We start from the raw sequence: 23,334 nt of genomic DNA on the forward strand, positions 1-23,334 counted from the left end.
ACCCGATTGTGTGCTCCCTCTCCCGCTTGCGGGAGGGGGAGCAAACCCGCAGCATGCGGATGCCGTCAGCAATCGCGCAGTGCACTCACCTCAATACGGCAACCCCACATAATTCTCCGCCAGCACCCGCGACGCAGCCTCCGACCCCACCACATAATCCAGCTCCGCCCGCTGCATCCGCAACGAGAACGCATCCGCATCCGGGAACCGGTGCAACAGCGAAGTCATCCACCACGAGAAGCGCTCGGCCTTCCACACGCGCTGCAGGCAACGCGCGGAATAGCCATCGAGGCCGCTGGCATCGGCACGGCGGTAACGGGCTTCAAAGCCTTCGGACAACGCCAGCACATCACTGGCCGCCAGGTTCAACCCCTTGGCCCCGGTAGGCGGCACGATATGCGCCGCGTCGCCCGCCAGGAACAGCCGGCCAAAACGCATCGGCTCGGACACAAAGCTGCGCAGCGGCGCAATGCTCTTCTCGATGCTGGGCCCGGTCACCAGCGCGCTTGCCGTCTGCGGATCGAGCCGGCTGCGCAGCTCCTGCCAGAAGCGCTCGTCTGACCAGTCTTCCACGCGCTCGCTAGCCGCCACCTGCACGTAAAAGCGGCTGCGGTGGCGCGAACGCATGCTGCACAGCGCGAAGCCGCGCTCATGGCTGGCATAGACCAGCTCATCGGCAACGGGGGGCGTCTCCGACAACAGCCCCAGCCAGCCGAACGGATAGACCCGCTCGAACACCTGCCGCGCCGCGGCCGGCACGCTCTCGCGGCAGATGCCGTGAAAACCGTCGCAGCCGGCGATGTAGTCGCAGGCCACCTCGTGCATGGCCCCATCCTTGCGATAGCGCACGGACGGCGTGCTGCCGTCGAAACCGTGCACGCTCACCTCCTGCGCTTCATAGACGGTGGGGGTGTCATCGGCGCGGCGCGCATCCATCAGGTCGCGCGTGACCTCGGTCTGCCCGTACACCGTGACGCTGCGCCCGATCAGCGCATGCAGGTCGATATGGTGACGCTGCCCGCCGTACGACAGGGCGATGCCGTGGTGGACCAGGCCTTCCGCATGCAGCCGCCCGGCCACGCCGGCGCGTTCCAGCGCGTCGACGGTGACGCTCTCCAGGATGCCCGCGCGGATGCGGCCAAGCACGTATTCGGGGCTGCGTTGTTCGATGATGATGTTGTCGATGCCGGCGCGTGTCAGCAACTGGCCGAGCAGCAGGCCGGCCGGGCCGGCGCCGATGATGGCAACCTGGGTGCGCATGTCTTGTCTCCTTGTGGGTATCGGTCTTCTGCCGCTAAAGATAGTCGGCGCAGACCCGCCAAGGAATGGACAGATCGAACCAATGGCAGGACAATCGGAACATCGATGGTAAACACCTAAGCCACCGTGAAACCTGTCCCGACGTACTCGCTGTATGGCATCAATCCCTCGGAACTGCTGGAAAACCAGCTCCATTTCGAATCCATTGCCGCACGCAGCCGCCTGCACGGATGGGAGATCAAGCCCCATCGGCATGATCGTTTCCTGCAAATTCTGTACATTCACTCAGGCGCCGGCGAAGCCCTGCTGGAGGAGCGGCGCGAACGGCTGCGCAGCGGCTCGCTGGTGACGATGCCGCCACGGCACATCCACGGCTTTGTCTTCACGCCGGACACCGACGGCATGGTCGTGACCATGACCGACAGCCACCTGCGCACACTGCTGGCAGGTGTGCCGGATGCGCTACCGCTGTTCGCCGATCCGCGCCACGACCGCGTGCGCCGGGGCCACGCGCTGGCCGATACGCTGGCACTGGTTCGCGGCGAGATGGAAACCGTGTCCGCCTGGCGCGGAGCGTCGCTGTCGGCATTGCTGACGCTGCTGCTGATCGGCATCGCGCGGCTGGCCAATGCCGCCGCGCCGGCCGCGGCGCGCAGCGACAGCCGGCCCGCGCGCCATTTCCGGCTATTCCAGCAGTTGCTCGAATCCGACTATCGTGAGCACAAGGACATCACGCACTATGCAGGCGCCATCGGCATCACACCCACGCAGCTCAACCGCGTGTGCCGCCAGGCTTGCGGGCAGTCGGCCCTGCAGATGATCCACGCGCGCGTACTGGCCGAGGCGCAGCGCGACCTGCTGTTCAGCGACCTGGAGGTCAAGCACATCGCCCTGTCGCTCGGGTTCGCTGACGCGGCCTACTTCTCGCGCTTCTTTGCACGGCTGGTAGGACAGGCGCCGACTGAGTTCCGGCAGTCGGGGCGTGCGCGGCTGCCGGCATTTGCGATGCCACCGCCCGCGGATGCGGCGGGCTGACCGCTCAGCCTGCCTGGTCGATTTCGGCTAACACCTCCTCGGCCAGATGAAATGCCGAGTTCGCCGCCGGCACGCCGCAATAGATCGCGGCCTGCAGCAAGACCTCCTTGATCTCGTCGCGCGTCACGCCGTTGTTGGCGGCGGCGCGCAGATGGAGCTTCAGCTCCTCGGCGCGGTTCAGCGCCACCATCATGGCGATCGTCAGCAGGCTGCGCGTATGCCGCGGCAGGCCTTCGCGCGTCCAGATCTCACCCCAGGCATAGCGCGTGATGAGGTGCTGGAATTCCTCGTTGAGCGGGGTCAGCCGCGCGAGCGAACGGTCCACGTGCGCGCTGCCCAGCACCTCGCGCCGCACGGCAAGGCCGGCGTCGTAGCGCCCATGGTCGTCGGTCACCGGCAGCCGGCCGCGCACGAAATCGAGCAGCGCCGCCGTGAAGCGGCCGGGCTGCTCGAAGCTGGAAATATGCGCGGCGGGCAGTTCGACAAAGCGGGCGCCGGGAATCGCGTCGGCCAGCGCGCGGCCTTCCTGCGCAGGGGTCGACGGGTCCTGGCTGCCGGCGATGACCAGCACCGGCACCTGGATCGATGCGACCGACTCGCGGAAATCGGCGTCGCGCACGGCCGCGCAACTGGCCGCATAGCCGCGCGGAGCGAGCCCGGCCAGCACATCGCGCAGGCCGTCCAGCGCGCGCTCGGCCGTGGCGGCAAACTCCGGCGTGAACCAGCGCTCGACCGAAGGCGCGACCATCACGGCCATGCCTTCGCGCCGTACGGTCTCGATGCGGGTATTCCAGCCGTCGGCATTGCCGATCTTCGCGGCGGTATTGGCCAGCACGATATGCGAGAACCGCTGCGGCGCATGGATGCCCAGCCACATCCCGGTGAGCCCGCCCATCGACAGGCCACAGAACACCGCCTGCCCGATCCCCAGCGCATCCAGGATGGCGATGACGTCCTGCCCGAGCTGCGCCACGGTAAAGGCATCGCCCGGCGCGGTCGAGCGGCCGTGGCCGCGGGTGTCGTAGCGCACCACGCGATAGCGACCGGCCAGCGCGGCAGCCTGCGGCTCCCACATGGTGTGGTCGGTGCCGAGCGAGTTCGAGAAGAGGATGGCCGGCGCGGACTCGGGGCCGTCAACGGTGTAGAAGAGCCGGGCGCCGGCGTGGTCGAGGTAGGGCAATGCAGTCTCCTTGGGTGCGCGGCCGGCGGCGTGGCCGGCGCATCGCGGTAGTTCCGGGCTCAGGGCAGTCTCAGGACTGGCGCGCCACCAGTGCGGATTGCCAGGCCTGCACGGCAGCGTCCGCAAAGGCCGCTGACTGGCCCGCGTAGTTGGCGGGGTCGGCAAGGCGATCCAGCGCGGCGTCATCGAGCAGGCGGGCATGCGCCGGATCGGATTGCAGCGTGCGGGCCAGCGCGTCACGCAGGCTGGTGCCGTCGGCGACGGCACGCTGCGAGGCGCGTTCCACCAGATGGTGCGCCGGCAGCCTGCCGATCCTGCTGCCAAGTTCAAGCATCGCCGCCTCGCCGAGGATCAGGCCATGGGTCAGGCCGAGGTTGGCACGCATGCGCGCCGCATCGACCTGCAGCCCCGCCACGACCTCGCCCATCTGGCGCAGCGCGCCGGCGGCCAGCGTCACGATCTGCGGCAGCGTGTCCCACTCTGCCTGCCAGCCGCCCAGGGCGCGTTCATGTTCCTGCACCATGCCCGCCAGCATCGTCGCCACCAGCGGGGGCACGCGCACCGCGGCCGTCAGCACCGCCGCGCAGCCGACCGGGTTGCGCTTGTGCGGCATGGTGCTGGAGCCGCCGCGGCCGGGGCCAGACGGCTCGGCCACTTCCGCCACCTCGGTCTGCATCATCAGCGAGATATCGCGCGCCATCTTGCCGAGCGTGCCGGTCAGCATGCCCAGCGTGGTGGCAACCTCGGCCATGCGGTCGCGATGCGCGTGCCACGGCAGCACGGGCGCGGCCAGGTCCAGTTCGCGGGCCAGCGCGGCGGTCACCGCGGGCGCGGCCTGGCCAAGGCTGGCGAGCGTGCCGGCGGCGCCGCCGAACTGCAGCGCGCGGGCCTGGGCGCGGGTAGCATCGAGACGGCCGAGATCGCGGCGCAGCGCATCAAGCCAGCCCGCGGCCTTGAGGCCGAAGCTGGCTGGCAGTGCATGCTGAAGCCAGGTGCGGGCGACCATCGGCGTGGCCCGATGCGCCGAAGCCAGCGCGGCGCAGGCTTCGCCCAGGCGCACCAGGTCGGCATCCAGCGCGCGCAGCGCGTCGCCGGCCTGGAGCACCAGTGCGGTGTCGATGATGTCCTGGCTGGTGGCGCCCCAGTGGACAAAGCGCGCCGCCTCGGCATCGCGCGCGGCCACGGCGGCGGTCAGTTGCCTGACGAAGGGAATCGCGAGATTGCCGGCAGCGACTGCGGCTTGCGCAAGCGCGTCGCGGTCAATGATGCCGGGATCGCGGCAGACGTCGGAGATCACGGCCGCGGCCGCGGCAGGGATCACGCCGCTGTCCGCTTCGGCGCGCGCGAGCGCGGCCTCCACGGCAAGCATGCGCTGCACCGTGCCGGCGTCGGAGAAAATGTCCAGCACGGCCGGGCTGCCGGACATGGGATCGGTAAGACGCGTAGCGGTTGGCATTGGGGGCGATGGGCAGCGTGAGTGGCCGTGACATCGACGGCCACCCGATTATGCGTCTGTTGCCGGCAGCGAGTGCCTCAGATATCGAAGAACACCGTCTCGCCCTGCCCCTGCAGCGCCACATCCCAGCGCAGCGTGCCGTTGCCGGCATCGCTGGCAATCAGCGTGCCGCGGCGCTCGGCGGGGATCAGCGCCAGCACGGCATCGGCGGCATTGGCGGCCGCTTCGTCCGGGAAGTACATGCGCGTGGCGACATGCTTGACCAGCCCGCGCATGAACACCGACACCATGATGTGCGGCGCCTGCGGCCGGCCGTCCGGGCCGGGCACGGTGCCGGGCTTGACGGTGACAAAGCGGAACGAGCCGTCGGCCTCGGTCGGCACGCGGCCGAAGCCGGTAAAGCCGGGCACCAGCGGCAGCTCGCGCGCATCGTCGGGGTGGCGGTAGCGGCCGGCGGGGTTGGCCTGCCAGATCTCGACCATGCCGTCCGGCACGGGCTCGCCGTCGGCGTCGGTCACGCGGCCTTCGATCACGATGCGCTGGCCAGCCAGTTCCGGCGCGCTGGCGGTCAGGTCGGCGCAGTTCAGGCCGCTCAGGCCGATATGGAGATAAGGGCCGACGGTCTGGGATGCGGTGGCGTAGAGCATGGTCTTACTCCATCGGCGTGGCATCGCGGCCACGCAGCACGATATCGAAATGGTAGCCGAGCGCGTATTCGGGCTGGGTCGTCTCCCAGTCGAGGCTGGCCACAAGCCGGTCGCGCGCCTTTTCGTCCGGCACGCAGTTGAAAATCGGATCGAACGGCAACAGCGGATCGCCGGGGAAATACATCTGCGTCACCAGCCGCGTGGCGTAGGCGTTGCCGAACAGCGAGAAGTGGATATGCTGCGGCCGCCAGGCATTGTGGTGGTTGCGCCAGGGATAGGCGCCGGGCTTGATGGTCTTGAACTGGTAGCGCCCGCTGGCATCGGTGACGGTGCGGCCCTCGCCCGAGAAATGCGGGTCGAGCGGCGCATCATGCTGGTCGCGCTTGTGCACGTAGCGGCCGGCCGCATTGGCCTGCCACACCTCGATCAGCGCGTTCGGCACCGGCCTGCCATTCTCGTCCAGCACACGGCCGGTCACGAGGATGCGCTCGCCGATGGGCTCGCCGCCGTTGCCGACGGTGAGGTCGTTATCGCCTTCGCGGACGAACTCGGCGCCAAAGGTGGGACCGGTCACTTCAGACAGCGACTGCGGCAGCGCAATCAGCGGCTCGCCCGGCGAGCGCTTCTGCGTCGAGGCATAGGGGTCGAAGCGGTATTCGGGCTGGGTGTCCCAGTAGGGACGGCGGTACTGGGCAAGACGGGTCATCGGGCAGTCTCCTTGTCGTTGGAATGGCTTGACTTTAAAGAACACATAAAGTCATGTAAATTAAGATTACGGAGAAATACGATAACTTTTCTGCATGAAAACCCAAGCTTCTCCCGCACTCGAAATCTTCCGCAATCGCGTGCGGCTGCGGCACCTCTATTGTTTCGTGGCGGTGTCGCAGACCCAGCACCTGGGCCGTGCGGCCGAACGCCTGGGCCTGACCCAGCCGGCCGTCTCCAAGACACTGAGCGAGCTCGAGGAACTGGCCGGCACCCGCCTGCTGGTGCGGCAGCGGGCCGGCACCGAACTGACCACCGCCGGCACGCGCTTCCTGCGCCACGCCCTGCGCATCCTCGCGGATATCGATGCCGCGGCGGACAGCATGGCCGGCGCGGATGCGCTGCCGCAGGAGCGCATCCGGCTGGGTGCGCTGCCGAGCGTGGTGCCGGCCGTGCTGACCGACGCCCTGCTGCGTTTCCGCGCCGCGCATCCCGAGGTCGGCCTTGCCGTGCAGACCGGCATGAACCGCAACCTCATCGATCAACTCAAGGCGGATGTGCTCGACCTGGTCATTGGCCGCATGGATGACCCGGTGGCCATGGAGAGCCTGTGGTTCGAGTCCCTGGGCCAGGACTCGCTGGCTCTGGCGGTTCGCCCCGGGCATCCCCTCGCCGCCGTATCGCGGCCAACGCTGGTGGACGCGCTGGCATGGCCGCTGGTGATTCCGGCCGCGGGCTCGATTCCCCGCCACAACACGGAAAGCCTGCTCGCCCGGCACGGCCTGCCCCTGCCGGGCGGATGCGTGGAAACCTCGGATGCCTATCTCGGACGCCTGCTGGCCCGGCAGAGTGACAGCGTGTGGGCAGCGCCGCTCTCCGCAACCAGGCGCGCGGTGTCCGAGGGAGATCTGGTACTCCTGCCAATCGATACGCAGGGCACCGAGGAACCGATCGGCCTGCTGCGGCACGGCGACCGCACGCTCACGCCGATGGCCGAGGCGTTGGCAAACTGCATTCGCGCCGCGGCCCAGCCTGCTTCCGCTCAGTGACTTGCGACGCTTGCGCCGCCATTGACTGAGTCGGCGGCACCCGCAGGCCGGCTGCTGAAATGCTTCACCAGCAGTGCACCGGCGGCAAGGAATGCCGGCACGGTAAGCAGCGTAAAAATCGTGTCGAAGCCCAGGTGCAGGCGCAGCAGTTCAGCACCGAGCAGCGCGCCGGTGATGCCGCCGAAGCGGCCGATGCCAAGCATCCAGGCAACGCCGGTAGCACGGCCCTGCGTCGGGTAAAAGGCCGCGGCCAGCGAAGGCATCGAAGACTGGGCGCCGTTCATGGCCGTACCGGCGAGGAAGATCAGTACGCCCAGCAGCACCTGGCTGCCGGTGCCGTGGCCCACTGCGTAGATCAGTACGCCGGTTGCAGCATAGGTGATGGCGATGACCTTGTTCGGATTGAAGCGGTCCATGAACCAGCCGGCCGCGATGGTGCCGATGCCGCCACCGAGCGGAAACAGCGCCGTCAGGAATGACGCGTGCTGGATCGAGAAACCGGCGTCCTTCATCAGCGTCGGCATCCAGCTCGTCAGCAGGTAGAAGATGACGAGGCCCATGAAGTAGGTGGACCATAGCATCGCCGAGCCCAGGCGATAGCCGGGCGCCAGCACGGTGCCGATGGCGGATCGGGTCGCAGGGGCCTGCTCGCCGATGATGAAGTTGTTGGCCCTGGACAGGTCTGCGCCAGTCACGCGTCGCAGCACGTTGCGGATCTGGGTGGCAGGATAGTTGCGCAGGACCATGTAGCGCACCGACTCCGGCAGCAGCGCCACCAGCAACAGCGCGATCGCAAGCGGCACGATGCCGCCAAGCAGCAGCACGCTGTGCCAGCCGAAGTGCGGGATCATCGCGGCGGCGACAAAGCCGCCAGCCGCGGAACCAAGCGGAAAGCCGCAGAACATGGTGTTCACGAGCACGGCACGGCGGCGTTGCGGCGCGAACTCTGATGTCAGCGTCACGGCATTGGGCATGGCGGCGCCCAGGCCAAGGCCGGTCAGGAAGCGCCAGACCGTGAGCCAGCCCAGCGTGGGCGCAAACGCGGTGGCGAGACTGCAGGCGCCAAAGAAGAAGACGGACAGCACCAGCACCTTCTTGCGGCCGACCCGATCAGCCAGCGGACCGGCGAAGATCGCACCGAAAGCAAGACCGAACAGGGCCGCGCTCATGACGGGCCCGAGGGCGGCTTTCTCGATCCCCCAGTCCTGCACCAGCGCCGGCGCGATATATCCGATTGCGGCGGTATCGAAACCGTCAATGGCAACGATCAGGAAGCACAGCACAAGAATGAGCCACTGGTACCCAGTGAATCGCTGTCCGTCGATCAGGGCCTGGACGTCCGTGACGCCGCCCTTCGTTTGGGTGGGATGTTGCACTGCTGTCTCCGTTTTCCTGGAAATCGCACTAGCCATCCTGCAGGCCGGACATGCGATTTTGTTCTAATGGCGAACTGCTGTTCTCCAATTGAACGGAATCTTAGGCAACGGGCATTGCGACTCAGAATTAGCGTTAACCCGGCGGGAAATTGGCCGTCCAGCATGTGGATTTCACCGGAACGCGCCATTTTTTTGGAACCAGATTGAACATCTGGATCAGGGAACAGTGCTTTCTATCAGAAAACCAACTGTTCGTGAAATCTACTATCAGACTAGCCTTGCGGTATTTCGGCGGTATAACCAAATTTCATGCAAACAGCGCCAACTCTCAATTTACATTCCGAAACCCGCGACCTATAGTCCTTGGCCCCGGTGCGCCGAGCCGATGCAATCCTGCGGTGCCGTGCCTGTCCAATGTCTCAGGACACGCGGCGCCACAATTCGCCGGCCCGAACAAATCCATCCGATCATGCAACGCCTGCTTCTCATCCTTGGCTGCCTGCTGATCGCAGCCGCCGCTGCCTGGCCCTGGCTGTCGAAGCTGCCACTCGGGCGGCTGCCCGGCGATATCCATATCGTCCGGGACGGGTTCAGCTTCTACTTTCCGATCACGACCTGCATCCTGGTGTCGGTGCTGGTGTCGGTCGTGATCTGGATCTTCCGGCGCTGAGCACTGGCAGGCGGACTAGGCTTGCGCCTCGGTCCGGAACACCGCCACCGCCCGCTGCATATGCAGCGCCTGCTCCTGCAGCGACTGCGCCGCCGCGGCGGCCTCCTCCACCAGCGCGGCGTTCTGCTGCGTGACCTGGTCCATCTGCGTCACCGCCTGGTTGACCTGGGCGATGCCGCTGCTCTGCTCGCGCGAGGCATGGCTGATCTCATCCATCATCGCCGTCACGCGGCCGATGGCGGCAACGGTGTTCTCCATGGTCGCGGCAACGTCCAGCGCCAGCGTGTTGCCCGACGCCACGCGCTGCGCCGATTGCGAGATCAGCGTGCGGATCTCCTTGGCCGAGCTGCCGGCGCGCTGCGCCAGCCCGCGCACTTCGGTCGCCACCACCGCAAAGCCGCGGCCGGCCTCGCCCGCGCGCGCGGCCTCCACCGCCGCATTCAGCGCCAGGATATTGGTCTGGAAGGCAATGCCGTCGATCACCGCGATGATGTCGACGATGCGCCGCGAATCGGCCTCGATCTCCTGCATGGTCTGCTGCATGCGCCCGACCGCGTCGCCGCCGGCGCGCGCCACGTCAGACGCCTCGCGCGCCAGCTCGCTGGCCTGGCCGGCATTGCTGGCGTTCTGCTGCACGGTGGCCGTCAGCTGCTCCATGCTGGCCGCGGTCTGCTCCAGCGACGAGGCCTGCTCCTCGGTGCGCTGCGACAGGTCGATATTGCCCTGCGCGATATCGCCCGCCGCCGCCAGCACGTTGTGTGCGCCGGCCTTGGTGTCGCCGATCAGCGCGCGCCAGCTGTCCACCAGCGACAGCAGGTGCCGCTTGATCTCGCTCAGTTCATCGCGCCCGCGCACCGCGATGCGCAGGGTCAGGTCGCCCGCGTTGATGCGTTCGACCATCTCCGCCACCTGCCGCACGTCGCCGCGCGTGCCGCGGCTGAAGCCGATGAACAGGTAGAACGCGGCGGCCACGGTCACCAGCGCAATGCCCGCCAGTAACACGAACTGCCTTTCCTGCTTCGCCACACGCTGTGCCAGCATGGCGCCCGCGACCTCGGCAAACGCCTTGTTGGCGGCCGCCACGCCTTCGATGGCGGCGGTGGCCTCGTCGAAGTAAGCCTTGGCATCGATGTCGATGCCGGTCGCGCCCAGCATCCGGACCTTGAGCGTGCGATGGAAATTGTCCATCGCGGCGAGTCGCGCCAGCGCGGCGCCGATGCGCGGCCGGTACGCCGGTGCCGCGTTCCCGACGCGCGCGATGTCGCGCCGCACCGTTTCCAGCCCCTCGTGGATCTGCTCGGCGAGCGCGCCCAGACCCGCCTGCTGCGCGGCATCGGCATAGCCGCCCTGCGCGATGATGCCAGCACCGCGGCCGCGCGCCAGCGCGCTCAGTTCGGCCAGGCGCGGCATCGGGCCCACCAGCAGGTTGATCAGGTAGTAGGAGCCCGCTTCGCTGTCCAGCGCCAGTTGCGAGCGCTCAGCCACGTCGCCGATAAACGCCTGCGTCTGCCGCACCAGTGCGCTGTGGCGCTCGAACAGCGGCCCGGCCATGGTGTCCAGGCCAAGCCCGCGCAGATGCTGCCAGTCCTGCTCCAGCTTGCGCGCCCCGGCCCCGAGTTCGAAAGCAGGATTCTCCGCGATGCTGCGCGTCAGCCCCGCCAGGCTGGCCGCGGCCTTGTTGTCGGCCCCATCGAAGGTGGCGCGAAAGGCCGCATTGCCCGACAACACCGCATTGGCGGCGCCGCGCCGGACCTGGGTCTCGCGCATGAAGTCGAGCGCATGCCCGACCACGGTGAGCCCCCGCACTTCATCGCCGGTGGTGCGGATCGATCGCGCCGCATCGCTCAGCACCACATACATCGCGCCGCATAGCGGCACCAGGAACAGCACGGCGATCAGCGCGAGCTTGCGGTTGATATTCAGGCGCGCCATCAGGCGCTCGGCGGGAAGGAAAATAGGAGTCATGGCGGTCGCGGAACTTGGCTTGGTTTTCCTCCTATCGGCCTTGATTTGCAGGCCTGAAGCACGAATTTCGAAGGTCTTGATGATGCGCAAATCCAGTGCAGAAAACGCGCTGAAGTGGGGCATAAAGCACGGGTTGCGGGCAGCGTCGGCACCGCTGCCTGCCCGCGTGCACCGAAGACGTGTGGGGCATCGGGCAAGGGGTGACGGCGGCCTGTCCGGCCTTGTGCCCTTGACGGCGTCGTCTTCGGCGCCTCCCTGAGCAAGCTCATGCGCGACGGGTCCGCTCGCCGCGCTCGCGCCGGCGCGGGCCCGGGCTCCCGACCATGCCCGGCGTGGGAATGGCTTGCCGCATGGCTTCGACAAACAACCTGAGCTTCGCCGGATAGAAGCGCGCATGGGGGTAGACCAGGTAGATCGGCAAGGGATCGGCCTGCCACTGCGGCAGCAGGTGCAGCAGCCTGCCGCTGGCAATGTCGTCAGCAAAGATCCAGGCCGAGCCGACGGCAACGCCCAGCCCCAGCCGGGTCGCCGAATGCAGCGCATAGAGGCTGTCCGTGCTCATGCGCGGCTGGAATGCGATGCCTTGTCGCGCCAGCGTCTGCGTGTTCTGCAGCACGACCTCATTGCGATAGAAGGTGCGCAGCGCCAGCCATGGCAGGTCCTCCAGGTCTTCCGGCCGGCGTGGCAGCGGCTTACCCTCAAACAGCGACGGTGCGGCAATGACCGCGCGCGGCACGTCGGCGAGCCGCACCGCCACCACGCCGGGTTCATGCACTTCGCCCACATGGATCGCGCAATCGATGGCCTCGGCGATGAAATCCGGGGTGCGGTCATGCAGCAGCCATTCCACCGAGACTTCGGGGTACTGCTGCAGGTAGCCGGCCAGCGGGCCGACCAGCAGCTCCTGCCCGAAAGCGTGCGGCACCACCACGCGCAACGTGCCGGCCGGCGCATGCCCGACCCCGCGCACGTCGGCCTCGAACATGGTCCAGTCGGCCACCAGTTCCTTGGCACGCTCATAGCAGCGCTCGCCGTCCTCGGTCAGCTTCATCGCATGCGTGGAGCGCTGCAGCAGGCGCACGCCGAGCAGCCGCTCCAGCGTCTGCAGGCGCCGGCTGACGGTGGGCTGGGTCGTCTGCAGCTGCGCTGCCGCCATCGAAAGGCTGCCGGCCTCGACGATGCGCTCAAAGGTCTGCAACAGCTCGATGCGGTCGGCGCTGGTGGCGCCGCGGGCGGCTGCCCTGCCCTGCATGGCGGTGGTTCGCTGCGATGCTGGCTGGCGTTTCATACGCATCTCGTATAACCATTGTTCATCCCGCACGTCTACCAGAATCGGCCCGCGTGGACAACACTTCGAGCCATCCAAACCTGCCTGCGGATCTCGCAACCTCGATATGTCCTCTGTTCCCGCCACCCCATCCGCCGCCACCATTGCCAGCCCGCCCCTGCCGGGACGCCTGGTGCTGCTGCTTGCCGTCGGCGCGGGCCTGTCAGTCGCCTCGCTGTACTACAGCCAGCCCATGCTCGGGGTGATGGCACCCGACCTGCATGCCTCCGATTCGGCAACCGGCGCCATCCCGACCCTGACGCAGCTCGGCTATGCGCTGGGCATCCTGCTGCTGGCGCCGCTGGGCGACCGCTATGACCGCCGCCGCATCATCGTGGCCAAGGCAGTGGCGCTGGTCGGCGCCTTGCTGCTGGCGGGCCTGGCGCCCGGCATTGGCGCCTTGCTGGTATCCAGCCTGGTGGTGGGCCTGGCCGCCACCATGGCCCAGGACATCGTGCCCGCTGCAGCGGCGCTGGCGCCCGCGGCGCAGCGCGGCAAGGTGGTCGGGACAGTCATGACCGGATTGCTGCTGGGCATCCTGCTGTCGCGGGTGGTGAGCGGCTTCGTCGCCGCGCACTTCGGCTGGCGCACCATGTTCATGATTGCGGCGGCCAGCATCGCGGCGGTCGCGCTGGTTGCCCGGCGCCAGTTGCCGCGCTTCACGCCCACCACGATGCTGCCGTATGGTGCGCTGCTGGCCTCGCTGGCGGCCCTGTGGCGCGAGCATGGCGCCTTGCGCCGCGCGGCCCTGGCGCAGGGGCTGCTGTCGGTGGGCTTCAGCGCGTTCTGGTCCACGCTGGCAGTGATGCTGCATGGCGCACCATTCCATCTCGGCAGCGAGGCCGCGGGGGCGTTCGGCCTGGCCGGCGCCGCCGGCGCGCTGGGCGCGCCGCTTGCCGGGCGCCTTGCCGACCGCCGCGGGCCGGAGCGGGTGACCCGGCTGGGCGCGGCACTGGCGGCGCTGTCGTTTGCCGCCATGCTGCTGACCCCGCTGGTATCGCCGCATGCGCAGTTGTGGCTGATCGGCGCCAGCGCCATCGGGTTCGACCTCGGTGTCCAGATCGCCCTGGTCGCGCACCAGACCATCGTCTATGGCATCGATCCGGGCGCGCGCAGCCGCCTGAATGCCGTGCTGTTCGTCTGCATGTTCACCGGCATGGCCGTCGGCGCCGCGCTCGGCAGCCTGGCACTGGCGCGTTTCGGCTGGACCGGCGTGGCCGCGCTGGCGAGCGCCGCCGCGCTGGCTGCGCTGGCCGTGCGGCTGACGCCGCGGCGTGGCGCGCGCTGAGCGCCAGCTCCCGGCCTGGCATGCAGAGCCTTCGCGCCCAGGCCGCCCGGACCTCTACGCGACGGGCGCGAGCCCCTCCCCGTCCGTGCCGGCCTCCTCGCCGTCTCCCGGCGCCAGCGGAACCTCCACCGTCAGCGCCGTACTGCCCGGCGCCGACCGGATCTGCAAGCGCCCGCCGATGGCCGCCGCGCGCACCCGCATGTTGCGCAGCCCGCGCCCGCCGCGCGTGGCCCCGGTGTCGAAGCCGCGGCCGTTGTCGGCCAGCGTGATCCGGATCACCTGCGCGTCCATGTCCGCGTGGGCGGTCACGGTAAGGGCGGTTGCCCGCGCGTGCTGCAGCACGTTGGTGATGCCTTCGAGCAGCAGGTATTGCAGCTCCTGCACCTTGCGCGCGGTGAAATGCGCCAGCGCGGGCAGGCGCTCGACCTCCCAGTGGATGTCGAGACCCCCATCGGCGATGCGCGGACCCAGGCGGTAGCGCAGGTTGCCCAGCACTGCCGCCAGGTCGCCGCCGGTGTCCTGCATGGCGTCGATGGAAAGCTTCAGCGAATCCAGGGCGTGCCGGACCTGCACGGCGATTTCCGGGGAGCTGGCCTTGCCGGATTCCAGCATCGAGATCGTGGTGACAAGCTGGCTGCCCAGGCCATCGTGCATGTCGCGCAGGATGCGGCCGCGCTCGCGCAGCGCGGTCTCCTCGGCGGCGATCTTCTGCGTGCGCGCGAAGGCCGCGCGCAGCTGCGCCTCGCGCTGCGCGACGCGCTCGGTCAGCACCTGGTTGGCGTCCTGCAGGCTCTGCACCGCGCTGGTGTAGCGCTCCACCAGCATCCACGCCATCACCACGCTGAACGGCACCGACACATAGCGGGTCATGGAATGGACCCAGTAGTAGTCGCCGGTCAGCCAGACCTTGATCCAGTCCGCCAGGAACAGCAGCGCCGACACGCCCACGGTGGCGGCCAGCAGCGTCGCCTCGCGGCTGGGCCGGCGCAATGCGCCCCATACCATCGCGCCGGCCACGGTCAGGATGATGCCCACCTTGACCAGCCAGCTCAGCGGAAAGACCATCGGGTGGCTCGACATCGCGGCCAGCGGCGCGACCACCGGCAGCGCCAGCCACAGGTAGGCGTTGAGGGTGCGGTGCAGCCAGCGCCACGGCACGCGGATCACCAGCAGGCAGAAGCGGGCGATGGCGCCCAGGAATACCTCGCGCGCGGCGGCGACGATATAGCTGCGCAGCTCCGCGGGAATCGCCAGGTCATCGACAAAGTAGTCGAGCAGGCGCACGCTCCAGGCGACCTCGGCCAGCCCGTACAGGCCGAACAGCGGATCGCGCTGGCGCCACCAGATCAGCAGCGCGAGGCCGCCCAGCACGACACTGAGCACCGCCGCAATCAGCGGGCCGACCACGCGCAGGCGGAAGGCCTGCTCGAACTGCGCGCGCACTTCAGCGGCCGGACCCACCGTCACCGGCAGCAGGCCCGAGCGCGCATAGGCGCGCGCCGCCACGGTGATGCGCAGCAGGTTGCCGTGCGCGCGCGCCAGCTCGGGCGGCACGGCCACGTAGTAGGGGCGCTTGGCCAGCGCCGACGAGGGTGCGTCCAGGCGCCCGCCGGCGGCGATCAGCACGCCATTGACGCGTACCTCGTAGCTGCCGCCGGCCCATGGCACGAACAGCCCCCCGGGGTCAGCCGCGGGCCAGTTGCGGTCAAAGCGCAGTTCGTAGGCCAGCGTGCCGGACTTGCCCGGCTGCTCCCGGTCCCAGTAGTCAGGCAGCGTCAGCGGGCGCGCCGGCAGCACCGTGCCGTCGGTCAGCGTGGCCGAGCGCGTGGCCGCGGCCAGTTCCATCGTGCCCGCGGCTGCCGCCACGCCGGACAGCATCAGGCAGGCCCATGCCAGCAGCACGGCAAGCACGATCCGGAGGTGGCGCGGCCGATGCAGCATGGGGTGGGGTCACAAGGACTTGAGCAGGCCCAGCTTGGCCGCCTCGAACACGGCCTCGCCGCGCGAGCGCACTGCCAGCTTGCCGTAGATGTTCTTGATGTGCGATTGCACGGTATGCACGCTCAGCCCCAGATAGCGGGCAGTCTCGGCATAGGTATAGCCGCGCGAGATCAGGTCCAGGATCTCGTTCTCGCGCACCGACAGCACCACGGCGCCGGTGGCCGCGGCATCGCGCGCAACCGCCTCTGCCGGCGCGCCGCGCAGCCGGTTCACCACCTGCCGCGCGATCAGCGGGCTCATCGGCGAGCCGCCCGCGCGCAGTTCGCCGATGGAGGCGGCGATGCGGTCCGTGGTTTCGTCCTTGAGCAGGTAGCCGATGGCGCCCGCCTCGATGCTGGCCAGCACGTGCTGGTCGTCGCCGAACACCGTGACCACCATGCAGTCGCAGGCGGGATAACGTTCGCGCGCGGCGCGGATCACGTCGATGCCGCTGCCGTCCGGCAGGCCGAGGTCGCACAGCAGCACGTCGGGCTGGTGCTGCGCCAGCCAGGCCAGGGCCTCCGCCGCGCTGGCGGTGCAGCCTGCCACCACGGTGGCCGGCGCATGCATCTCGACGGCCTGCACCAGGCGGCTCAGCGCCGCCGGGTCATCCTCCACGATCAGGACACTAGTTGTGCTTGCCATGCCTGTCTCTTCCCGAGCCATGCCGTTGTGCCGCCCGTTGCGCCGGGCACGACGGCGGATTCTGACATATCCGTCCGCACCAGGGACGGCCGCGCGGCCTCCCTCAGGGTAAACGCCGCCGCCCCCACCCATCGCACAGTCTGCCGCGGTTTCCCATCCCATATTCTGGGGAGGCGCCTGAATCCACCTGCCCCTATGATCCGGCAAAACAGCCCAATCGGCCGCAGCCGGCAGTGCGGGCAACAAGACAGGCAAACAAGCGGGAATACGGGGAAGACCACCGTGACACATAAGACAGCCGGCACACCGGCCGCACGGGAAATCGGGCATGCAAGGGGGGAGCCCGCAGGCACCATCCCGGCAACGGCCGCGGTGCGGCTGGCTGCCGGGATGGCCGCGTGCGGGCTGGCGGCGTTGCTGGCCGGTTGCCTGGCCACCGCACCGAACACGGCCGGCGTGGCCGCCATGGAGCTGGACGTCAGCCGCAAGGGCCCGGTGTCCGGCGTCGGCCTGGACGGTCACGACATCGTGGCCATGGCTGACCAGATGATGCGCGACATCCTGGCGCAGCCGCGTTTTGCGCCGGGCAAGGATGGCAAGCGCCCGCGCATCGCCCTGGACAGCGCCAACTTCATCAACGACAGCTCACAGCCGCTGGACCGGCAACTGATCGTGGACCGGCTGCGGGTCAGCCTGAACCGCGCCGCGCAATCCCGCATCCAGTTCGTCAGCGCGCAGACTGCCCTGGTCGAACGCGAGCGCCAGGCCAAGCGCAGCGGCGCCACCGATGCCGGCACGCTGGGCCTGACCCGCGCGCGCATCGGTGCCGACTACAGCCTGTCCGGGCGCATCGGCTCGCTCGACAGCCGCAGCGCCGCCACCGGCATGGTGCAGCGCTACATGCAGATCTCCTTCGAGCTGGTCGAGGTCGAATCGGGCGAGCTGGTCTGGAGCAACATCTATGAATTCCAGCGCGCCGCGGCCGACGATGTGGTCTATCGGTAGGCGCGCCGGCGCGCTGGCGGCCTGCCTGCTGGCGCTGGCTGGCTGCTCCACCACGCCCCCCGCCCATCGCGGCTGCACGCCGTGGCGGCAGCAGCATGAGCGCCCCGCCCTGCCCGTCTCGTTCCTCTCGCCGGAGCTGGCCGACATGGTCGGCGTGCGCGAGCTTGGCATCGCACGCACCGCCAGCGGGCTTGGCTCCGTCAGTGCGGGCCTCTACAACTGCGCCGAATTCGACGTCGCGCTGCTGGTACGCACCCGCTTCCGCCCGCAGCAAGGCGGCACCGCCCCCGAGCCGCCCAGCGCCTGGCGCACGCTGGTGCTGCCGCCGCGCACGCAGCTCGACTACGCCGAGCACGCCGTCATGGCCGGCTCATTGCCGGGTGCGCTCGAAATCCTGGACGCGCAGCGGGCGCAGCAGCCCTACCGCCCGGGCCAGCTCTACCCCGCGCTGCCCGGGCCAGCACGCCCATGACGATGCGTTATGCCCGGTCCTGCCGGCACCCCTGACATCCATCCCGTTCTGCAGCCATGACCGGAGCTTGTTCCATGCCACGTCCTTCCTTGCTGGCGGCCACCCTCGCCGCCGTCCTCCTTGCCGGCTGCGCCGCCCCGCAGATGGCGCTGAAATCCACCCGCACCGGCGGCGACAGCTCGCCCCAGGTGCGCGCCGATATGGCCGGCAAGGCCGACCTGTCCAGCCTGAACGTGGGCGATACCGTGGCCGTGTCCCCCGGCAACAGCAAGGTCGTGGTGGCCTCGACCCCGCTGGTCTACACCCTGTATGAAGACGGCATGGTGACCCAGGCCGAAGTCAAGCGGCAGCTGGCGGTCAACCGCAAGGACGTGCCCAGGATCGAATTCATCAAGGGCGAACTGCACCGCGGCGACTTCATCCGCCGCGAGATCCTGCTGGACCTGCACAGCAAGGACCCCGACGAGTTCAACCGCACCATCCACTTCCTGGCCTTCAACCGCGGCGACAAGGCCTTCCGCGGCGACCTGACGGTCTATGACCTGCTGCCCGCCGAGCTGGAACTGGTCAAGCTGGGCAGCGCCAACAAGTACACCGACCAGACCATGGTCAAGGGCGTACTGAGCGGGCTGCCGTTCCTGTCGCTGGTGACGCTGGCGATGGACAACTATTCGAAATCCGATGAGCAGGTGGCGATGCGGCACGAGCGGCTGGACCAGGTGCAGAAGTTCACGTTCCAGCGGGTGGTGCTGGAGCCGGGCCAGGCGATCGGCTTCACCATGAACGTGCGCTACCAACTGCCCGGCGAACAGGAGCTGGCCGATCTGCGTGAAACCGCCGCGCCGCTGGCACAGCACCGCTGAGGCCGGCAATGCGGATCCGCAAGACTGCCCGGGGGATGCGGCGCACCGCCGCCGCACTGGCCGCGCTGGCGCTGGCCGCGCCCCTGCCGGGGGCGGCAGCCTGGTTCGACGGCGAAGAGAAGCGGCTGGCGGCCGAAGCCGACCGCTTCGTTGCCGACAAAGCCGCCGAACTCCAGCGCATCCTGCATACGCTGTACATGGAAGGCGAGTGGAATGCCGTGCTCAACTTGAACCTGCTGGGCCTGGCCGCGATCGAGGCCGGCCAGCCGCGCCTGGCCGGGCACGCCTTCGACATGGCCGCGGCGCGCATCCTGCGCATCTATGCCGACGACCCCAACGCACAGCAAGCCAAGTCGCTGTGGTCCGCCGAAAGCGTCAAGGACTGGAAGGGCGAACCGTACGAACGGGCCATGACCTTCTACTACCGCGGCCTGCTCTATGCCAGCGCCGGCGACTACCAGAACGCCCGCGCAGCCTTCCTGCAGGCCGACATCCAGAACGCGTTCGGGCAATACGAGCGCTATGACGGTGATCAGGGCGGCTTTGCGCTGATGGCCTGGCTGGCGGCCTGGGCCTCGCAATGCGCCGGCGACAGCGCGCGCGCGGCTGAGCTGGCGGCGCGCGCGGCCAGGCACGCACCGGAGCCGTTCTACGCCCAGCCGCGCGGCACGCTGCCGCGGCACCTGAGCGTGTTCGAGCTTGGCATCGGCCCGGAGAAAGTCACGCTGGGCGACACCAGGAGCATCCTCGGCTTCCTGCCGCAAGGCGCGGCAGGAAGCACGCCGCGCATCGCCTATGCATCGGCGGTGAAGCCGATGGCCTCAGGCACTGCCGCCGACCTCGACCGCGTCGCGCTGACCCGGGGCGGGCGGCCAATCCAGGGCATCCTGGATGGCAAAGCCGTCTTCAAGGAAAACACCGCGACCATTGCCGATGCCGCGGGAGCGCTGTCCTCGGGCCTGGTGAATGCTGCGTTGTCGGGAGCCAACAGTGGCAATGCCGGCCTGGCGCAGGGACTGGGCGCAGCCGGGGCTGCCGGCTCGCTGATCAGCCTTGCCGCGGGGGCGATGTCCAGGGCGGCCAATGCCGAGGCCGATACCCGCTACTGGGCATCGCTGCCCAAAATCGTCTACCTGCAAGGCCTGGCTGCGCCGCTGGCATCGCCGGCCGTGCAGTTCACCCCTGGCGGCGGCGGCAAGCCGCGCTCTGCCCTGCTGCAAAGCCGCCATGGCGAATGCTCGCTGGCCTGGGGCCGTGAATATTCCGCCTTCGATGCCGAGCATGGCGGCGTGGCCAATCCCTCGCCCTGGCCGGCCGAGCCGGTCGAGTCCGGGCGCGAGCGCGCCAACGCGGTCCTGCGCACCGAACTGCTGGCCCTGCCGTTCGGCCAGTAGCACAGCCCCCGTTTGGGGGATATTTCCCACTTTTCCACGAAATTAGAGCGCTTTTGCCAGTTCTGTCGAATTTTGCAACCTGTACGCTACAATGCCTCGTCGTCAGCCGACGGGGCTGGCGGATCTGGAGAAAAACAGAATGAAGACGGGAAAACTGGTGGTAGGGCTGGCGCTGGCCGGGTTGCTGGCGGGCTGTGAATCGATGGACGGCGCAATGTCCTCCATCAGCGGCGTGCTCGACGGCACCGGCGACGTGCTGAGCGGCGACTTCCGCATGCTGGCGGATCCGAAGCCGGCTTCGCTGGGCGATATCTGGTCGGACTGGAAGAAGAACGAAATCACCGCGAAGAAGAAGTGGGATTCGCAGGCAATCCTGGTATCGGGTACGGTCTCCCGCATCACCAAGGTGGATGGCCTGGGCAAGTCGGACGACACCATCGCCGTCTACTTCAAGGACTCGGTCAATCCGCAGTGCACCGGCAAGGCGCTGATGCGCGACGCGCTGATGGTCAACCAGAAGAAGATCAGCAACCTGCAGACCGGGGACAAGGTCAACGTCACCGGCGTGCTGGCGACGCGCGATTCGGAAATGGCCAACAGCAGCAATACCGAATGCTATTTCGCGTTCAGCAAGTCGAAGATCGAATCAGCGGCCAATACCACGGCAGCTGCCGGCAGCGCGGCCGCTCCCGCCAAGGCAGCCACGACCACCAAGTCGACCAAATCGACAAAGTCGACCAAGACCAGCAGCACGAAGTAAACCAGCCAAAGGCGGCGACGGGCGGCAGTATGGCCGCCTCGCCCCAGGCTGCGCGTCTGGCGTCCCTGCCTCGCACCATGTGGATCCTGCGGCACGGCACGCCCGTCCGGCCCTGCATCCCTTACAAGCTCTGAAACCGTTGCACGGTAGCGCACGCCAAAGTGCCGCAAATCCCCGTCCGCGGGGCACCCCCCTCCACACGGTACGAATCTTGCCCCTTCCTGATTACCCGCCAGCGGTTCGCGCACGGCATGTGCGCCCGCACATGGCGCCACACGCACACTGTCAGGAAAACAGCATGGGCTACTACTACGATGAGCGCAACGCGCGCCAACGCCGCCAGGCATGGCAGGACGATGACTGGCAACCTGAATCCGAACAGGAGCGCTGGCAAGCGCGGCGTCGGCGCCAGCAAATGGCCCCGGGACAGACCAGCTACGGCGGCCCCGCCCGCCCGGACCGGGATTTCAACGAAGCGTACGGCGCCCGCAGGTACCCGGCACACCCGTCCGGCGAGCGTTACGGCAGCAACCTGCGCTACGGCCTGAACGGCGGCTATGGCTGGGAGCGTGCCAGCGAATGGCGCGACCCGCAGGCGTGGCAACGCGACGACGACAACGCCGAGCGCCAGTGGCGCCGCAGCGCCGAACGCGCACGGGATCCGCGTGAATCGCCGCGCACGCGCGGCCATGACACCCACTTCGGCGACCTGCGCAGTGACACCCGCTACTGGGTCGACCCGCACGAGGACTGGGAAGAGAAGCAGCGCTATGAAATCCGGCGCCACAGCCCGGGCTACCGGGAATATGCGCAGCGCCGCGGCTGGGAAACCGACAGCCCCGATAACGAGCGCGAAGGCTCGCATGGCGTGCTCTACAACCTGGGCCGCCGCATCGGCGAAGCCGTGGGCGACTGGTTCGGCAGCTCCGAACGCCGCACCGGCCCGCGCGGCTACCAGCGCAGCGACGAGCGCATCCGCGACCAGATCTGCGAGCAGCTCAGCTACGCGCGCGGCGTTGACGTCAGCGACGTCAGCGTCGACGTCAGCGAAGGCGTGGTGTCATTGACCGGCACCGTGCGCGACCGCGGCCAGAAGTTCTATATCGAAGACCTGGCCGACGGCACCTACGGCGTCAAGGAAGTCAACAACGACATCCGCGTGCGCCGCGAGGCCCCCGAAGCCCGCAGCACCAGCGATGTGACCGGCAGCACCTGGCGCGGATAACGCCAACGGTGGCGGGCGCTCCAGGCCGAGAGCGGCCTAGGCGCCCGCCACGCCAACCTCCGCCGCCAGCCGTTCGCGGATAAACCCCAGGAACGCACGCACACCCTCAGGCAATGTGCGGCCGGCCAGCGTCTGCAGTTCGACCGCGCGGCTGCGCATGCCGCGCTCCCGGATCGAGGCGGCGTGCAGTTCACCGCGGCGCAACCTGTCGCCCACGGTGACGGCGCCGGAGATCGACAGCCCGCCACCGTGCAGCACGAAGCTGGTCAGGGTCTCGAAGTGGTTGGTCACCAGCACCGGCTCGAACACCACCCCGCGTTCGCCGCAAGCGATGTCGAACAGCTGGCGCACGGTGTTGTCGCCCTCCGGCAGCGCCAGGGGATAAGGCTGCATCTGCGCCAGCGTGACGCTGCGAAAGCGCGCCAGCGGATGGTCCGGCCGCATGATGGCGATCACCGGCGCGGGCTGCCGGTGCTCCACGCGGATGCCCTGCTCCGCGGCGCGGCTGTAGGTGATGCCGATGTCCGCATCGCCATGCAGCACGATGCCGGTGACCTCGGCCGGCGACGCCACGCGCACATGGAACTGCAGGCCCGGATAGCGCTGGCGGAATTCGGCAATGATGCGCGGCAGGAACTCGATCGCAAACCCCGCCGAGCTGGCCACCCGCACCCGGCCCCGGCGCAGGCCCTGCAGCGCGGCAATCTCTGACACCACCCGATCGGCTTCCAGCGCGCCGCGCAGCGCATAAGCTGCCAGCAACTCCCCGGCGGCACTCGCCACCATACCACGCGGCCGGCGGTCGAACAGCGGCACGCCGAGCAACGCTTCGAGCGCGCCGACCTGGCGGCTCACGGCCGACACGGTGACATTCAGCCGCTGCGCCGCCTCGGTCAGCGAGCCGCTGCGTATCACCTCCAGGAAATAGCGCAGCGAGGTTTCCTGCAGGCGATGCGACAGCATGGGCGGCTCCGGGGGCTGGTTTGCGTTTTACGCAAGGATATTTGAAAAAATCATCGATTGCGGGAAACC

Annotated in this window: 21 protein-coding genes; 10 read left to right on the forward strand and 11 right to left on the reverse strand. The window is 68.5% G+C overall.

Features of this window, described 5'->3' with window-relative positions; all coding sequences use genetic code 11:
• Positions 1–90 precede the first annotated feature (90 nt).
• On the reverse strand, positions 91–1,260 hold the full coding sequence (gene pobA / locus C265_RS19240; protein ID WP_010810850.1) for a 4-hydroxybenzoate 3-monooxygenase: 1,170 nt from the start codon (positions 1,258–1,260) through the stop codon (positions 91–93).
• A 126-nt stretch (positions 1,261–1,386) separates the two neighbouring features.
• Here pobA and C265_RS19245 point away from each other — a divergent pair, with 126 nt between their 5' ends.
• A complete protein-coding gene (locus C265_RS19245; RefSeq protein WP_010810849.1) occupies positions 1,387–2,295 on the forward strand; it encodes a helix-turn-helix domain-containing protein in 909 nt (302 codons plus the stop codon).
• 4 nt (positions 2,296–2,299) lie between these two features.
• Here C265_RS19245 and pcaD read toward each other — a convergent pair whose 3' ends face one another.
• The 4 genes from pcaD to pcaH all read right to left on the reverse strand — a co-directional run bounded on the left by pcaD (position 2,300) and on the right by pcaH (position 6,284).
• On the reverse strand, positions 2,300–3,475 hold the full coding sequence (gene pcaD / locus C265_RS19250; RefSeq protein ID WP_010810848.1) for a 3-oxoadipate enol-lactonase: 1,176 nt from the start codon (positions 3,473–3,475) through the stop codon (positions 2,300–2,302).
• Between the two features lie 70 nt (positions 3,476–3,545).
• Complete coding sequence (locus C265_RS19255; RefSeq protein ID WP_081050203.1) at positions 3,546–4,931, reverse strand: 3-carboxy-cis,cis-muconate cycloisomerase; 1,386 nt, start codon at positions 4,929–4,931, stop codon at positions 3,546–3,548.
• Between the two features lie 77 nt (positions 4,932–5,008).
• Positions 5,009–5,578 carry a protocatechuate 3,4-dioxygenase subunit alpha gene (pcaG, locus tag C265_RS19260; RefSeq protein ID WP_010810846.1) on the reverse strand — a complete coding sequence of 190 codons (570 nt, stop codon included), beginning with the start codon at positions 5,576–5,578 and terminating at the stop codon, positions 5,009–5,011.
• Between the two features lie 4 nt (positions 5,579–5,582).
• A complete protein-coding gene (gene pcaH, locus C265_RS19265; protein ID WP_010810845.1) occupies positions 5,583–6,284 on the reverse strand; it encodes a protocatechuate 3,4-dioxygenase subunit beta in 702 nt (233 codons plus the stop codon).
• A 94-nt stretch (positions 6,285–6,378) separates the two neighbouring features.
• Here pcaH and C265_RS19270 point away from each other — a divergent pair, with 94 nt between their 5' ends.
• The gene (locus C265_RS19270) at positions 6,379–7,332 is read left to right on the forward strand and encodes a LysR substrate-binding domain-containing protein (RefSeq protein ID WP_010810844.1); all 954 of its coding nucleotides are present in this window, start codon (positions 6,379–6,381) and stop codon (positions 7,330–7,332) included.
• Here C265_RS19270 and C265_RS19275 read toward each other — a convergent pair.
• Positions 7,326–8,708, reverse strand: a complete 1,383-nt coding sequence (locus tag C265_RS19275) for an aromatic acid/H+ symport family MFS transporter (protein ID WP_010810843.1) — start codon at positions 8,706–8,708, stop codon at positions 7,326–7,328. The two genes, C265_RS19270 and C265_RS19275, sit on opposite strands and share 7 nt — an antisense overlap.
• A 469-nt stretch (positions 8,709–9,177) precedes the next feature.
• Here C265_RS19275 and C265_RS19280 point away from each other — a divergent pair, with 469 nt between their 5' ends.
• Complete coding sequence (locus C265_RS19280) at positions 9,178–9,378, forward strand: DUF2905 domain-containing protein (protein ID WP_010810842.1); 201 nt, start codon at positions 9,178–9,180, stop codon at positions 9,376–9,378.
• A gap of 15 nt (positions 9,379–9,393) precedes the next feature.
• Here C265_RS19280 and C265_RS19285 read toward each other — a convergent pair whose 3' ends face one another.
• Together C265_RS19285 and C265_RS19290 are read right to left on the reverse strand one after the other, a co-directional pair.
• Positions 9,394–11,343 (reverse strand): methyl-accepting chemotaxis protein, encoded by a 1,950-nt coding sequence (locus C265_RS19285; protein WP_037024705.1) that lies wholly within the window; start codon positions 11,341–11,343, stop codon positions 9,394–9,396.
• A gap of 265 nt (positions 11,344–11,608) precedes the next feature.
• Positions 11,609–12,631, reverse strand: a complete 1,023-nt coding sequence (locus tag C265_RS19290) for a LysR family transcriptional regulator (protein ID WP_010810840.1) — start codon at positions 12,629–12,631, stop codon at positions 11,609–11,611.
• 106 nt (positions 12,632–12,737) lie between these two features.
• Between C265_RS19290 and C265_RS19295 the strand changes: the two genes are divergently transcribed.
• Positions 12,738–13,958: an MFS transporter gene (locus tag C265_RS19295; protein WP_010810839.1), complete on the forward strand. Its 1,221-nt coding sequence runs from the start codon at positions 12,738–12,740 to the stop codon at positions 13,956–13,958.
• Between the two features lie 54 nt (positions 13,959–14,012).
• On the opposite strand, the gene C265_RS19300 is transcribed toward C265_RS19295, so the two are convergent.
• Positions 14,013–15,899, reverse strand: coding sequence for an ATP-binding protein (locus C265_RS19300; RefSeq protein ID WP_010810838.1), 1,887 nt, complete (start codon positions 15,897–15,899; stop codon positions 14,013–14,015).
• Positions 15,900–15,908: 9 nt separating this feature from the next.
• Positions 15,909–16,583 (reverse strand): response regulator transcription factor, encoded by a 675-nt coding sequence (locus C265_RS19305; RefSeq protein WP_010810837.1) that lies wholly within the window; start codon positions 16,581–16,583, stop codon positions 15,909–15,911.
• Positions 16,584–16,865: 282 nt separating this feature from the next.
• Here C265_RS19305 and C265_RS19310 point away from each other — a divergent pair, with 282 nt between their 5' ends.
• The 6 genes from C265_RS19310 (at position 16,866) to C265_RS19335 (ending at position 22,302) form a co-directional block, all read left to right on the forward strand.
• Positions 16,866–17,588, forward strand: a complete 723-nt coding sequence (locus C265_RS19310; RefSeq protein WP_246840229.1) for a penicillin-binding protein activator LpoB — start codon at positions 16,866–16,868, stop codon at positions 17,586–17,588.
• Positions 17,572–18,060, forward strand: coding sequence for a hypothetical protein (locus tag C265_RS19315; protein WP_010810835.1), 489 nt, complete (start codon positions 17,572–17,574; stop codon positions 18,058–18,060). The genes C265_RS19310 and C265_RS19315 overlap by 17 nt, the downstream gene beginning before the upstream one ends.
• 74 nt (positions 18,061–18,134) lie before the next feature.
• Positions 18,135–18,923 (forward strand): hypothetical protein, encoded by a 789-nt coding sequence (locus C265_RS19320; protein ID WP_010810834.1) that lies wholly within the window; start codon positions 18,135–18,137, stop codon positions 18,921–18,923.
• Positions 18,924–18,931: 8 nt separating this feature from the next.
• Positions 18,932–20,317: a hypothetical protein gene (locus C265_RS31035; protein ID WP_052181650.1), complete on the forward strand. Its 1,386-nt coding sequence runs from the start codon at positions 18,932–18,934 to the stop codon at positions 20,315–20,317.
• A gap of 139 nt (positions 20,318–20,456) precedes the next feature.
• Entirely contained in the window at positions 20,457–21,077 is a 621-nt protein-coding gene (locus C265_RS19330) for a hypothetical protein (protein WP_010810832.1), read from the forward strand.
• Positions 21,078–21,375: 298 nt separating this feature from the next.
• Complete coding sequence (locus tag C265_RS19335; RefSeq protein WP_010810831.1) at positions 21,376–22,302, forward strand: BON domain-containing protein; 927 nt, start codon at positions 21,376–21,378, stop codon at positions 22,300–22,302.
• A gap of 36 nt (positions 22,303–22,338) precedes the next feature.
• Here C265_RS19335 and C265_RS19340 read toward each other — a convergent pair whose 3' ends face one another.
• Positions 22,339–23,265: a LysR substrate-binding domain-containing protein gene (locus tag C265_RS19340; protein WP_010810830.1), complete on the reverse strand. Its 927-nt coding sequence runs from the start codon at positions 23,263–23,265 to the stop codon at positions 22,339–22,341.
• Positions 23,266–23,334: the final 69 nt, after the last annotated feature.

This window comes from Cupriavidus sp. GA3-3 (genome assembly GCF_000389805.1).
Classification (GTDB): domain Bacteria; phylum Pseudomonadota; class Gammaproteobacteria; order Burkholderiales; family Burkholderiaceae; genus Cupriavidus; species Cupriavidus necator_D.

What these genes read in the sequence shown, in the direction of transcription:
- pobA (WP_010810850.1), bottom strand. Translation starts at nt 1,260, where the DNA reads ATGCGCACCCAGGTTGCCATCATCGGCGCCGGCCCGGCCGGCCTGCTG.
- C265_RS19255 (WP_081050203.1), bottom strand. Translation starts at nt 4,931, where the DNA reads ATGCCAACCGCTACGCGTCTTACCGATCCCATGTCCGGCAGCCCGGCC.
- pcaG (WP_010810846.1), bottom strand. Translation starts at nt 5,578, where the DNA reads ATGCTCTACGCCACCGCATCCCAGACCGTCGGCCCTTATCTCCATATC.
- pcaH (WP_010810845.1), bottom strand. Translation starts at nt 6,284, where the DNA reads ATGACCCGTCTTGCCCAGTACCGCCGTCCCTACTGGGACACCCAGCCC.
- C265_RS19270 (WP_010810844.1), top strand. Translation starts at nt 6,379, where the DNA reads ATGAAAACCCAAGCTTCTCCCGCACTCGAAATCTTCCGCAATCGCGTG.
- C265_RS19280 (WP_010810842.1), top strand. Translation starts at nt 9,178, where the DNA reads ATGCAACGCCTGCTTCTCATCCTTGGCTGCCTGCTGATCGCAGCCGCC.
- C265_RS19285 (WP_037024705.1), bottom strand. Translation starts at nt 11,343, where the DNA reads ATGACTCCTATTTTCCTTCCCGCCGAGCGCCTGATGGCGCGCCTGAAT.
- C265_RS19290 (WP_010810840.1), bottom strand. Translation starts at nt 12,631, where the DNA reads ATGAAACGCCAGCCAGCATCGCAGCGAACCACCGCCATGCAGGGCAGG.
- C265_RS19295 (WP_010810839.1), top strand. Translation starts at nt 12,738, where the DNA reads ATGTCCTCTGTTCCCGCCACCCCATCCGCCGCCACCATTGCCAGCCCG.
- C265_RS19300 (WP_010810838.1), bottom strand. Translation starts at nt 15,899, where the DNA reads ATGCTGCATCGGCCGCGCCACCTCCGGATCGTGCTTGCCGTGCTGCTG.
- C265_RS19305 (WP_010810837.1), bottom strand. Translation starts at nt 16,583, where the DNA reads ATGGCAAGCACAACTAGTGTCCTGATCGTGGAGGATGACCCGGCGGCG.
- C265_RS19315 (WP_010810835.1), top strand. Translation starts at nt 17,572, where the DNA reads ATGTGGTCTATCGGTAGGCGCGCCGGCGCGCTGGCGGCCTGCCTGCTG.
- C265_RS19320 (WP_010810834.1), top strand. Translation starts at nt 18,135, where the DNA reads ATGCCACGTCCTTCCTTGCTGGCGGCCACCCTCGCCGCCGTCCTCCTT.
- C265_RS31035 (WP_052181650.1), top strand. Translation starts at nt 18,932, where the DNA reads ATGCGGATCCGCAAGACTGCCCGGGGGATGCGGCGCACCGCCGCCGCA.
- C265_RS19330 (WP_010810832.1), top strand. Translation starts at nt 20,457, where the DNA reads ATGAAGACGGGAAAACTGGTGGTAGGGCTGGCGCTGGCCGGGTTGCTG.
- C265_RS19335 (WP_010810831.1), top strand. Translation starts at nt 21,376, where the DNA reads ATGGGCTACTACTACGATGAGCGCAACGCGCGCCAACGCCGCCAGGCA.
- C265_RS19340 (WP_010810830.1), bottom strand. Translation starts at nt 23,265, where the DNA reads ATGCTGTCGCATCGCCTGCAGGAAACCTCGCTGCGCTATTTCCTGGAG.